This window comes from Pseudomonas sp. 10(2024), from assembly GCF_045164175.1.
Lineage (GTDB): Bacteria > Pseudomonadota > Gammaproteobacteria > Pseudomonadales > Pseudomonadaceae > Aquipseudomonas > Aquipseudomonas alloputida.
The window spans coordinates 5506965-5520010 of sequence record NZ_CP174006.1; the positions used below are offsets into that span (position 1 = coordinate 5506965).

7 protein-coding genes are annotated in these 13046 nt (G+C 61.9%); 5 read left to right on the forward strand and 2 right to left on the reverse strand.

Annotation, left to right across the window (positions count from 1 at the left end):
- Positions 1–57: 57 nt before the first annotated feature.
- The 3 genes from ACI7M0_RS24905 (at position 58) to ACI7M0_RS24915 (ending at position 3545) form a co-directional block, all read left to right on the forward strand.
- Positions 58–1374 (forward strand): murein hydrolase activator EnvC, encoded by a 1317-nt coding sequence (locus ACI7M0_RS24905; RefSeq protein ID WP_014592693.1) that lies wholly within the window; start codon positions 58–60, stop codon positions 1372–1374.
- A 78-nt stretch (positions 1375–1452) separates the two neighbouring features.
- Positions 1453–2769 (forward strand): S41 family peptidase, encoded by a 1317-nt coding sequence (locus ACI7M0_RS24910; RefSeq protein WP_004576741.1) that lies wholly within the window; start codon positions 1453–1455, stop codon positions 2767–2769.
- 8 nt (positions 2770–2777) lie between these two features.
- Positions 2778–3545 (forward strand): divergent polysaccharide deacetylase family protein, encoded by a 768-nt coding sequence (locus tag ACI7M0_RS24915; RefSeq protein ID WP_129932734.1) that lies wholly within the window; start codon positions 2778–2780, stop codon positions 3543–3545.
- Between the two features lie 44 nt (positions 3546–3589).
- Here the strand turns inward: ACI7M0_RS24915 and ACI7M0_RS24920 are convergent, their stop codons facing one another.
- Together ACI7M0_RS24920 and ACI7M0_RS24925 are read right to left on the reverse strand one after the other, a co-directional pair.
- Positions 3590–8275, reverse strand: coding sequence for a dermonecrotic toxin domain-containing protein (locus ACI7M0_RS24920; RefSeq protein WP_129932735.1), 4686 nt, complete (start codon positions 8273–8275; stop codon positions 3590–3592).
- Positions 8276–8392: 117 nt separating this feature from the next.
- A complete protein-coding gene (locus ACI7M0_RS24925; protein ID WP_256658237.1) occupies positions 8393–10339 on the reverse strand; it encodes a BCCT family transporter in 1947 nt (648 codons plus the stop codon).
- Between the two features lie 532 nt (positions 10340–10871).
- Here ACI7M0_RS24925 and betI point away from each other — a divergent pair.
- Complete coding sequence (betI, locus tag ACI7M0_RS24930; RefSeq protein WP_014859113.1) at positions 10872–11528, forward strand: transcriptional regulator BetI; 657 nt, start codon at positions 10872–10874, stop codon at positions 11526–11528.
- A gap of 39 nt (positions 11529–11567) precedes the next feature.
- The gene (gene betB / locus ACI7M0_RS24935) at positions 11568–13040 is read left to right on the forward strand and encodes a betaine-aldehyde dehydrogenase (RefSeq protein ID WP_003249182.1); all 1473 of its coding nucleotides are present in this window, start codon (positions 11568–11570) and stop codon (positions 13038–13040) included.
- Positions 13041–13046 lie beyond the last annotated feature (6 nt).

Genomic DNA, 13046 nt, shown 5'->3' on the forward strand with positions numbered 1-13046 from the left:
TTTGCCTGCCCAGGCGGGCATACTAGGCCAGTCTCCATCCTTGGTACGCCAAACCCCATGCTTCGCGCCCTGATCCTCCTAGCCCTGTCTTGCCTGCTCAGCCCGGCCTTCGCCGATGAGCGTGCGCAGACCCAGCAGCAACTGGATGCCACCCGCCAGGACATTGCCGAGCTCAAGAAAACGCTGAGCAAGCTCCAGGAAGAAAAGGCCGGTGTGCAAAAAGACCTCAAAGCCACCGAAACCGACATCGGCAACCTCGAAAAGCAGGTGGAGGCCCTGCAGCAAGAACTAAAAAAGACTGAAGGCGAGCTGGAGCGCCTTGATACCGAGAAAAAAAAACTCCAGAGCGCCCGCGTTGAACAACAACGACTGATCGCCATTCAGGCCCGTTCGGCCTACCAGAACAACGGTCGCGAGGAATACCTCAAGCTGCTGCTCAACCAGCAGAACCCCGAGAAATTCGCCCGCACCCTCACCTATTACGACTACCTGAGCAAGGCGCGCCTGGAGCAATTGCGCACCTTCAACGAGACCTTGCGCCAACTGGCCAACGTCGAACAGGAAATTTCCAGCCAGCAACAACAACTGCTGGCCCAGCGCACCGACCTCGACAGCCGTCGCCAGGCCCTGGAAACCGAGCGCGCCAAGCGCCAGCAGGTACTGGCAAAGCTCAACAGCGATGTGAAGGACCGCGATCAGAAGCTGCAAGCGCGCGAACAGGACCAGGCCGACCTGGCCAAGGTCCTGAAGACCATCGAGGAAACCCTCGCCCGCCAGGCGCGTGAAGCTGAAGAGGCACGCAAGAAGGCCCTGCTGGCGCAGCAGGAAGCGGAAAAACGCCGCCAGCAGGAAGCGCTGGCCGCCGCCGCTGCCCGCGACCGGGCCCGTGAGCCTGCAGAGCCAGTGGAACCGCCGAAAAAGGCCCGTACCACCCTCGGGCCGATGGTTTCCAGCGATGGCGCCAACTACGGCGGCGCATTTTCTGCTGCGCGGGGCAAACTTCCATGGCCAGTCAATGGTCGATTGCTGGCACGTTTCGGTGATGCCCGCGGTAGCGACGCCCGTGCCAAGTGGGACGGGGTTATGATCAGCGCCAACCCAGGCACCCAGGTACGTGCCGTGCACGGCGGGCGTGTGGTATTCGCGGACTGGTTGCGCGGTGCCGGGCTTCTGGTCATTCTCGACCATGGCAACGGTTACCTGAGCCTGTACGGCCACAACCAGAGCCTGCTCAAGAATGCCGGTGATATCGTCAAGGCCGGTGAAGCCATTTCCACCGTTGGCGACAGCGGTGGTCAGGACGCGGCAGGCTTGTATTTCGCTATCCGCCAGCAGGGCCGGCCTACCGACCCTTCGCAGTGGTGCCGGGGCTAGTCAAATTTCTACGGCGCAGCCTGAGTGCTGCGCCGATGCTCCCCAGGGAGCGCTTACAGGATCAGGAGTTCGTTCGACATGCTGCACTCGCCTCGTCTCACCCAGCTGGCCCTGTCCATCGCCCTGGCGGTCGGCGCGCCCCTGGCCACCGCCGCAGAGCCGGCCAAGGCCGCCGCAGTGCCAGCCACCGAGGTGACCGCCAAGGCGCCACTGCCGCTGGAAGAACTGCGCACCTTCGCCGAGGTCCTGGACCGCATCAAGGCCGCCTACGTCGAACCGGTAGACGACAAGACCCTGCTGGAAAACGCCATCAAGGGCATGCTCAGCAACCTTGACCCGCATTCGGCCTACCTTGGCCCCGAGGACTTCCAGGAGCTGCAGGAAAGCACCAGCGGAGAGTTCGGCGGGCTGGGCATTGAAGTAGGCCAGGAAGACGGCTTCATCAAGGTGGTCTCGCCAATCGACGACACCCCAGCCTCGCGGGCCGGCGTGCAGGCTGGTGACCTGATCGTCAAGATCAACGGCGCCCCGACCCGCGGCCAGACCATGACCGAAGCCGTCGACAAGATGCGCGGCAAGGTCGGCGAGAAGATAACCCTGACCTTGGTGCGCGACGGCGGCAACCCGTTCGACGTGAACCTGACCCGTGCAGTCATTCAGGTCAAGAGCGTGAAGAGCCAGCTACTGGAGAACGACTACGGCTACATCCGTATCACCCAGTTCCAGGTCAAGACCGGTGACGAAGTGGGCAAGGCCCTGGCCAAGCTGCGCAAGGACAACGGCAAGAAGCTGCGCGGGGTGGTGCTGGACCTGCGCAACAACCCAGGCGGCGTGCTGCAATCGGCAGTGGAAGTGGCCGACCACTTCCTGACCAAAGGCCTGATCGTCTACACCAAGGGCCGCATCGCCAACTCCGAGCTGCGTTTCTCGGCCGACCCGGCCGATGCCAGCGCAGGCGTGCCGCTGGTGGTACTGATCAACGGTGGCAGTGCATCGGCATCGGAAATTGTCGCCGGCGCCCTGCAGGACCAGAAGCGCGCCGTGCTGATGGGCACCGACAGCTTCGGCAAAGGCTCGGTGCAGACCGTGCTGCCACTGGCCAACGACCGCGCCCTGAAGCTCACCACTGCGCTGTACTACACCCCCAACGGCCGCTCGATCCAGGCCCAGGGCATTGTCCCGGACATCGAGGTGCGCCCGGCCAAGCTCACCGCCGAAGCCGACACCGAAAACTTCAAGGAAGCCGACCTGCAGGGCCACCTGGGCAACGGCAACGGCGGCGCCGACCGCCCGACCGGCAGCAGCAAGCGCAAGGAACGCCCGCAGGATGACGACTTCCAGCTGAGCCAGGCACTGAGCCTGCTCAAGGGCCTGAACATCACCAAGGGCGACTGAGCCACCCTATGCGTTTTCTGCTGTGTCTGTTGTTTTGCCTGATGGCCGGAATCGCGCAAGCGGCACCGGCCAACAAGGCCTACATGAGCATCATCATCGACGACCTGGGCCAGAGCCCGGAGCGCGACAGCCGTACCCTGGCCCTGCCTGGGCCGGTGACCATGGCGATCATGCCCGACACCCCGCATGCCACCGACTTTGCACGCCAGGCGCACAAGGCCGGCAAGACGGTGATCCTGCACATGCCCATGGACCCGGCCACCGGGCCCTATGCCTGGCACCCGGGCATCGCCATCGAAGAGCTGGCGCGGCGCCTGGACGCAGCATTGGTCAAGGTGCCCTACGCCGCCGGCATCAACAACCACATGGGCAGCCGCATGACCGCACAGCGTGAACCCATGGCGTGGTTGATGGGCGAGCTGCAGCGGCGCCATCTGTTCTTTGTCGACAGCCGCACCAGTGCCGCCACGGTCGCCGCGGCCGAGGCTCAAGCACACGATGTCGCGCATGTGTCACGGGATGTATTTCTGGATGACGTGCGCACGCCCGAAGCCATCGACGCTCAGCTGCAACAGGGTATTGCACTGGCCCGCAAGCAAGGCTCGGCCGTGCTGATCGGCCACCCCTACCCGCAAACGCTAGCGGTGCTGGAAAGTCAAATTCCACGGCTCAAGCAGTTGGGTATCGAACTGGTCACGCTGCAACAGATGATCGCCACACGTGGCAACCAGGCCATGCCTGCACACGGTAAGCATGGCCGTTACAGCAATCGCTAGCATTTGTTGATCGCGGGCAGCCGCTGGGCCACCCGGGCGAATGTTCAGAGGTTGAACGGAATGACATCCCTGGCCTGTGCGTAGGTCAGGTTACCCCGATAAATGCTCAGTACCTGCCCCTCGCTCGCCGCCTTCATTTGCTCGCGATACCCCATCTTGCGCTGGCTCCACAGCTTGAGATGGCCTTTGCCAAACGCCGTCGGCGCCGCCTGCGAGTCGGCAAAATGGAAATGCGCGGCCCACAAGGGTTTACCTCGACCCTCACCGGGAGCACGCAACAGGCTGATCCGGTACTCGTCCAGATAGCCATCGGAAACCACCTGCCGAGGCCCGACATATTCCACGGCGAGCAAACCCTGCTGATGGAGAAAATTCAGCCCTCTGGCACCTGGATAGCGCGTCTTGCTGTAAAGCGCTACCAAACAGTCGCGACGGGCCTGACGCAACTGAATCAGCGCATCGTCCATGCCCGCCAGCAGCGCGTGCTCTGCGTTGGCATCGCTGAGCTGTTCACGCAACTCGGACACTTCGTTGATCTGGCCGTCCAGCATCGACATCAGGCCCATGTCGTCAGCATCCTTGGCAACCAGGGCTCTGGCTTGAGCGATGACATTTTCGTTCTGTGCCAGCATGGCCTCGGCCAGTTCCCGGTTGTTCCTTTCGGACTCCGGCGTAGAAGTCCGCGACTGCTGTTCCGGTTCGCCCGCGGCTACCTCTTCAACCCAGGTGTTTCCCTGCTTCTGGAAGCGATGCAGCGCACTCTTGTTGAAAGCCGCTACAACTTGCAGCACAGCCTGCCCGTCGACCACCGATTCGCTGCCAATGACTATCTGACCAGCCCGCGTATGGGCCACCTGCAGGCTCTTTCGTGAATAGACCGCACGACGTGTGCCACGGACCTGCCCGTCCGCCTGCTCGCGCATGGCCTCGACCAACGCCTCACCGGCTATGGTTTTCAGTTCCACCATCTGTTGCTTGTAGGCCTCAAGGCGCTGGACATCGATGAGCTTGCTGCCGAGTGTCTTGATCCGTTCGGCGTTGAGAATCGCCGCGAGGTATTCGTCCCACGCACTTTGCAGCACCTCGATTCGTTCGGCGACAGGCAAGTCACAGAACATCAGCAGATGATGGGTTTGTGCAGCCACCCGCAAACGCTGACTGGCGAGCGCATGGCGGAAAATCATGTAGTGCTGGGTAGGCGTGCCTTTGTGCCACTGCAGGGCCAGCTCGACCAGGCCCATGGCCTGGAAAAACCGGATGTTGATCGTGGTCGTCTTGCGGCTCTCGATAATGCTCGAAACGGTCAGCGTGGTATTGACGTAAGGCACTTGCATGTCGATGTCGGTGATGGCCAACAGGCGATCCAGCTGGCTGGAGACATTGATGATCCTGGGCTGCTCTTCAAGCAACTTTTCCAACATCGTCCGGAACCTGGCATACAACTCGGCCTGTTTCTCTGGCGGTGCGACATTGAGCGCATTGGTGAGTTGGTCATATTCCCTGAACCCACCCAAGGCCAGCAGCTCATCAATGAAGAACATGCCAAAGCTGATCAGGTTCTTGCGGACCTGGCCCAAGAGTATCCGTTGATCTCTCACGCTGCCGACGTGCGTCGAGGCGCTCGACTTGTCAAGCACGTAGGTAATGTTGCGTTCGGCGTCGAGATAATCAAGGAACAATCTCTCGTTCAAGGGCAGGCGCTGGTTGCGCAACTTACTCGTCTGCTCTTGCAACTGCTGGAACTTGAGCTTGAACAACTCGGTAGCCTGCTCGAATTGCGCACGTTCGCCCGGCTCGGTGGGTGGCGCCTTTTGCAACCGTTCCTCGACTTTTTTTACCGGATCACGCAAACCGACAATCTGCTCGCTCAACGCGTTGAAATCCTTCGTGGCAGCCTCTGCGGCCAGGATAAGCCGCTCTATCTCGGCCTGAGCCTTGGCAATCGGCCCGCCAAGCTTCTTGCGCAATCGCTCTCGGGCCAACTCGCCGGAGCGATCATTGCCACCGTGCAAGCGCGAATTATTGAGGTGCCAGACATTGCCGTCGCGCATCAGGTATGGCCCAACCGTGCCGTCCGGACCAATGATGCGAAACGCTGCGTTATCAAGGCTGACTCGGTAGACATCACCGTCCAGAGACACATAGAAATCATCCCCGATCCGTACCAGCCCCGCGGCCACGCCCTGCGTCTGCGGTTCGCGCCCTTCCAGCGAAACACTGGCCGCCAACGCGCGCATCTGGCCTCGCTGGGCGCTTGACAGGCCATTGAGCCCCCCAGCCCCACGCCAGGAAAAATCGAGGTGGGTGTTGGCCATGGCCTGCAGGCTGTCGACCGAGGCGCTGGGCTCCCGCGTTGCTGCGCAAAGGTTCGCCAGCTCGACCCCAGTGCCTGCAGGTGGCCCCTGGAGCAGCGCTGGCGGCAGGTCGCCAGAAACGGGCGGCGCTGCCAGTTTCGGCGTCTGCAGGTGTATCAGCGCCAGCAAGGTGTTGTTCAGCACATCGACCATCGCCTGGATGCGCTCGTCGAGATGCGAGCTGCCCAGGCCATGCACATCGTTGATCAAGCTGCGCATGCCGATGTAGAGCCAGGCAACCGAGGTGAGCGGCCCTGGCAACACCGGAAACACAACATTCAGCAGTTCCCAGGAAAATGCCGTGACCAGTCGCCAGCGCACCTCGCTGTTGCTCATGGCGCTGCGATCCGCCAGCTCCAGCAACATCCGGCCCTTGGCTTCGAACATCTGCCGATCCACGTCCCGCGCCCAGAATTGCAGCGCCAACTGAACAGGCTGCGGTTTCTCCGGGAGGGTGTAAGGGTCGAGCAGCCATTGGGGCAGGTGCGGCTCCCGGAAGCCACCATTGTCGTAGACCGCGCGCTGAGCTTGCTCAATCCACAGCAGCACGTTGTCCTGCAACGCCCCCGGGCGGCTGATCGCATCCAACAGTGCTTGAGCGCTGTCGTACTGAATCAGCGCCTTTTCGGTGTACAGCGGGCAGTACAACAGATGAACACCCAACTCGATGAGTTCGATCACGTAGAAACCATGCGCGACGTCGACCCTCTCTGATGTCGGCGAGCGTTTGAACGCAAGCGGTGCAATCCGCACAGCGGCTGCCCCTTCCGCGCCGCTACGGCAGAATTCTGCCAGGGCGCCGTAGGCGAATTTGTCGAGCCGTTTGACGGCCCGCGCCCGCGCAGCATCGAACATCAGGGTGATACGCCAGCGTATGGCAAATGCCGAGATGTGTTCGGCGCGGCTCGCCGAGCGATCGAGCATCGACTGAACATGCCGTGGATAACTGCCGCCGATATCGACTCGCTGCACCAGCTCACGGACGTAATCAATGGTCATCCACTTCATGATCAGCTGGTTTTCCCGGTGGGCGATGTGTGTCACCACCCCGCCTGCGGTGGCATCCAGGCGGCCGATCGCCAGCTGCGTCAGGGTCAACGTCTTTTCACCGGTCTTCTGGCCGAAGCCCAGCCCGTGACCGTCACTGACAAAGGTCTCGACCGTGAGGAGAAGGTCATCAGGAAAATAATTTGCGTCTACCGGGTGGTCATGCAGCATCGCTTCGCGCAGGCGCGTCGCCGCATAGGTGTGCAAGTCCGGCAGACCGTCCTGAATGCCCTGCGCTGGGCTGTGCTGTTGCAGTAGCGACAAGTCGAGCATGGCTTGGAGGTAAGCGGTCTGGCTATCCGTATCGGCTCGCGACAGGCCCTTGGGAAGCGCCAGGCCCAGCCCACCAGTGCCATGGTCACTGAACTCGGCGAAAAATGATGTGGGGTCGCAGGCCAAGTGGCAGTAGTGCTCCAGTTGGTCGACGCTGTCGATCGCACTCCAGCGCAGGCGGGCCACGCGCTCGAGCAAGATTTCCAGCAGCGAGGCGCTGTACAGGGCGAAAGCGTCGCCCTCCACAGTCAGGCCCTGCCAGTTCAACTCATCAAACCGGTAACGTCCAGCCATCTGTATTTGCAACGCCGCGCCGAATGCAGCCTGGGCGTCGAAACTGCGGACCAGGCCTTCGGGAGAACACCAGAGTGTCAGTTCGCGAACCTCACTGGAGGCGGTAATCAGCAAGCCGGGCAACAGCTCATGGAACGTGTCTTCGCCCTCACGTAAGGCTACCCGCACCAGCTGCACATCGAGCCCGGTGCGGTTGCCCATCATCAGGTCACGCAGAAGCTTGCGCTGTTCGTCGTCCAGCGCTTCGTCTTTCAGGCCATCGAGCAGGTTGGCGCGCAACAACTGTTGCAACCACAGGTCCCGGTCGATCGTGCCGTCGCCGTTCCAATAGTCGATCTGCGCTCGCTGGAAGTGCCAAAGCAGCATTGGCAGCAACGCGTTGAGGCCATCGGTCAGGCGCGCGGGCTCGATCAAATCGCCCTCAGCCGTTTCGAAGCTCGACTCGATGGCGAAAAAGCGCCGGGGCGGGTTCAGGCTAAGGCGGTAGTCACCCGCCGGGGCGAGGTCCAGTGGTTTAGCCGCAAGCAGGGCCTGCAGCACAACATCCACCAGCGGCTGAGGGCGCCAGACACCATCCGGCTGCAGGGACATCAGGTACAGCGGTGCAGCCGAGGTCATTTCAGGGCGATGCACGCCAACCAGAGGATAGTGCTCCAGGATCACCTTCATGACCTGTTCGCCTACGACCTGGCGGAGCGTGGGACGGCTGGCGAACTGGGCGGCGACTGCGTGTTTGAGGTTGTGCGCGTGAGTGGCGGGCATGACCAGGACTCGTTGTGGAATGAACCACAAAGCGTCCTGGAAATGGTATCGAAACAGGTGCTACATATTGCTGCTGGCAGGCCGCGGCACCTGGCGATGCGGCGACCTGCCGGGCTGTCAGCTATAGACGCGGCCAAGCACCTGGCGATGGCTCTCGAACTGATCGAGCACATCACGCACGATCTGGTCTGGGGCAAAGCCCATCAGGTCGTACTCCTGACTGCCGTCATGCAGGTAGACCTCGGCGCGGTAGAAGCGCTGGCGCAGTTCAGGCTCACCCTCGACCGGCGCCTCGCTCGGCGCGGCCATATAGCCGTCAAGGCTCACTTCGTAGACGAACGGGTTGCCTTCTTCCATCATCACCCGCAAGCCCATCAGGTTGCGCGACTGGCCAACGCGGGTTTCCACCTCGAAGCCCTGCGTCTGCAGCTGTGCAGCGGCTTCTTTCAACGCCGGGCTGACCTGCTTGTCCATGAAGCGCTGCACCACGGCCTGGGTCGGCTGCAGTTCCAGCTGGGTCAGGCGCTCGCTAAAGCCGCGACGGCCACGGGCGGCCAGTTCGGCTCGCTCCTGCTCGATCACCACGTCCTGCTTCATGGCCTTGTACAGGCCGAACATGAACAGCACCAGCACCACCGAGAACGGCAGGCCCGCCAGCACGACCATGGTCTGCATGGCTTCGAAGTTACCGGCAAACAGCAGGCCGATGGTCACCAGGGTGATCACCACGGACCAGAACACCACCATCCAGTGCGGGGCATCTTCGTCGACCTTGCCGCCTGTGCACGACAGGTTGGCCATCATCACCGCGCCGGAGTCGGCCGGCGTGAGGAACAGCACGAACCCGACGAACACTGCCACACCAATGACGATCTTGGCTGCCGGGAAGTATTCCAGCAGCTGGTAGATCGACATCGATGGCTGTTCCAGCGCAGTCTTGCCCAGCTCCACGGCGCCCTGGTTGATCACCAGGTCCAGTGCGGTGTTGCCGAAGATCGACAGCCAGGCCAGGGTGAAGCCCAGCGGGATCAGCAGCACGCCCATCACCAGTTGGCGCACGGTGCGGCCCTTGGAAATACGCGCAATGAACATGCCGACGAACGGGCCCCAGGAGATCCACCAGGCCCAGTAGAACACGGTCCACAGGCCCAACCAGCGCTCCGACTTGCCGGCTTCGCCTTCATACACATAGAGGTCGAAGGTTTTCAGCACGATGCCGTTCAGGTAGTCGCCGACGTTCTGCACGAAGCCGTTGAGCAGGTGCAGGGTTTCGCCGCCCAGCAGTACGAAGATCAACAAGCCGCTGAACAGCATGATGTTCAGGTTGGACAGGCGGCGGATGCCGTTCTCCACGCCCGATACCGCTGCCACGGTGGCCACGCCAGCCATGACCAGGATCACCACCAGCAGGTTGGTCTTGCTGTGGTCCATGCCGAACAGGTATTCCAGGCCGGACGACACCTGCATCGCGCCGATGCCCAGGTTGGTCACCAGGCCCAGCAGGGTGACGAACATGCCGAAGATATCGACGGCGTTGCCGGCAGCGCCCTTGACCCAACGCTCGCCCACCAGCGGGTACAGCGCCGAGCGCAGTGCCAACGGCTGGTTGTGGCGGTAGGCAAAGTAACCCACGGCCAGGCCCACCAGGGCATAGATCGCCCAGCCGTGCAGGCCCCAGTGCAGGAAGGTCAGCTGCAGGCCCTGGCGCGCGGCCTCGAGGCTGGCCGGGGTGCCCTCCGGTGGGTTGAAGTAGTGGTCCAGGGGCTCGGAGGCGCCGAAGTACAGCAGCGAAATACCGATACCGGACGAGAACAGCATGCCGGCCCAGGCGCCATAGCTGAAGTCAGGCTGGTCGTCCTTGCCACCCAGCTTGAGGCTGCCGTAGTCGGAGAAAGCCAGGTAGACGACGAACAGCAGGTATCCGCAGATGACCAGCATGTAGTACCAGCCAAAGGTGCGCGTCAGCCACTTCTGGGCCACGCCCAGCACCTGGCCGGCGGTTTCGGGTACAGCGATCAGCAAGGCAGTCAGAACAAGGATCATCAGCGCGGAGGTGAAAAACACCACGCGGTTGACCCGTACCCTCTCGGCGGGGGGCTTGGTAAGTGAGGCAGAACTCATTGCACGAATGCTCCGGGCAGTGCGGCTGTGGAGGCTAATCAGTCTTTCCCGAGCAATTGGTGGAATATCCCCACTGCATCAGGTGTTATAAAAGAACCCTGGAAACCGTGATCCCGAATCGATACGTTGCCAAAAACAGACAGGTGGCCTGCTGAAAATGCCACGCCTCAACGGAGGTGCGCGCATTCGTCACAGGTCACCCCGCCCGCTCCAAGGGCCTGTCGCAGGGCCAATGGCCGTACGGCAGAATCTGCATTTCGCATCGCTCATGCCCGTCAACACCTTGTATTCCGGGGGTTACGCGATTTCCTGGGGTGTCAATCCGTGCCTTCTCGACCGCCTGAAAAACTGTCAATGGCACAAATTGTCGCAGAGCTTATTCTTTATTGATTGAACGTTCAATCAAAACAAAATAGACTGGCCTTCGCCGAGTCAGCCGCCTGTCGTCTGCTCGCAGGCCTGAGGAGATAGCAAGATGCCCAAGGTCGGTATGCAACCCATCCGGCGCCAGCAGTTGATCGAAGCCACATTGCAGGCGGTCGATCAGGTCGGACTGGGGGACGCCAGCATTGCGCTGATTGCCCGTTTGGCCGGTGTGTCGAACGGCATCATCAGTCACTACTTTCGGGACAAGAACGGCCTGATCGCAGCGACGATGGGTTACATCATGAGCATGCTCAACGAAGGCGTCAGAGCACGTCGCCAGGCCCTGAAAGACGACAGCCCGCGCGCTCACCTGAAAGTGATCATCGAGGGCAACTTCGATGCCAGCCAGGTAAACGGCCCGGCAATGAAAACCTGGTTGGCCTTCTGGGCTTCCAGCATGCACCAGCCCGATTTGCACAGGTTGCAGCGGATCAACGACCACCGCTTGTATTCCAACCTGTGCTGCCAGTTCCGCCGCGCCCTGCCGCTCTACCATGCGCGCAAGGCAGCCCGCGGCCTGGCAGCCCTGATCGACGGTTTGTGGCTGCGTGGCGCCCTGTCGGGTGATGCATTCGACACCGACCAGGCGATACGGATTGCTTACGAATACATGGAACTACAACTGGCCAAGCAGCACACCCTGGGCACAAACGACCAGGCTGCTGACAATGCGCGCAGGGCCCTTGCCAACCCGGCAGGAGCATGACGCGCAAGCCAAACCACACACTGCACTTGCGAGGACACTATGGCCCGTTTCGGAACGCAAAAACTCTACATTGATGGCGCTTACGTCGACGCTGGCAGCGATGCCACTTTCGAAGCCATCAACCCGGCCACCGGCGAAGTCCTCGCCCACGTACAGCGTGCTACCGAGGCAGACGTCGAGAAGGCCGTGGAAAGCGCCGAGCGTGGCCAGAAAGTCTGGGCTGCGATGACTGCCATGCAGCGTTCGCGCATCCTGCGCCGCGCCGTCGACATCCTGCGCGAGCGCAACGATGAGCTGGCCATGCTGGAAACCCTGGACACCGGCAAGTCGTACTCCGAAACCCGCTACGTCGACATCGTCACCGGCGCCGACGTGCTGGAATACTACGCAGGCCTGGTACCGGCCATCGAAGGCGAGCAGATCCCGCTGCGCGAATCGTCCTTCGTCTACACCCGCCGCGAGCCGCTGGGCGTGACCGTGGGTATCGGTGCCTGGAACTACCCGATCCAGATCGCCCTGTGGAAATCTGCCCCGGCCCTGGCCGCTGGCAACGCGATGATCTTCAAACCGTCGGAAGTCACCTCGCTGACCACCCTGAAACTGGCCGAGATCTACACCGAAGCCGGCCTGCCAAACGGCGTATTCAACGTTCTGACCGGCAGCGGCCGCGAAGTCGGCACCTGGCTGACCGAGCACCCGCGCATCGAAAAAGTGTCCTTCACCGGCGGCACCACCACCGGCAAGAAAGTCATGGCCAGCGCCTCCAGCTCATCGCTGAAGGAAGTGACCATGGAGCTGGGCGGCAAGTCGCCACTGATCATCTGTGCCGACGCCGACCTGGACAAGGCCGCTGACATCGCCATGATGGCCAACTTCTACAGCTCGGGCCAGGTGTGCACCAACGGCACCCGCGTGTTCATCCCGGCCGAAATGAAGGCGGCCTTCGAAGCCAAGATCGCCGAGCGCGTTGCCCGCATCCGCGTTGGCAACCCGGAAGACGAAAACACCAACTTCGGCCCGCTGGTCAGCTTCCAGCACATGGAAAGCGTGCTGGGCTACATCGCCAAAGGCAAGGAAGAAGGTGCCCGCGTGCTGTGCGGCGGCGAGCGTCTGACTGCCGGTGACTTCGCCAAAGGTGCCTTCGTTGCCCCGACCGTGTTCACCGACTGCACCGACGACATGACCATCGTCAAGGAAGAGATCTTCGGCCCGGTGATGAGCATCCTCACCTACGAAACCGAAGAAGAAGTGATCCGCCGTGCCAACGACACCGACTACGGCCTGGCCGCCGGCGTCTGCACCAACGACATCACCCGCGCCCACCGCATCATCCACAAGCTCGAAGCCGGTATCTGCTGGATCAACGCCTGGGGTGAATCGCCGGCCGAAATGCCGGTAGGTGGCTACAAGCAGTCGGGCGTCGGCCGTGAAAACGGCGTCAGCTCGCTGGCTCAATACACTCGCATCAAGTCGGTCCAGGTCGAGCTGGGCGGCTACAACTCGGTTTTCTGAACCCTG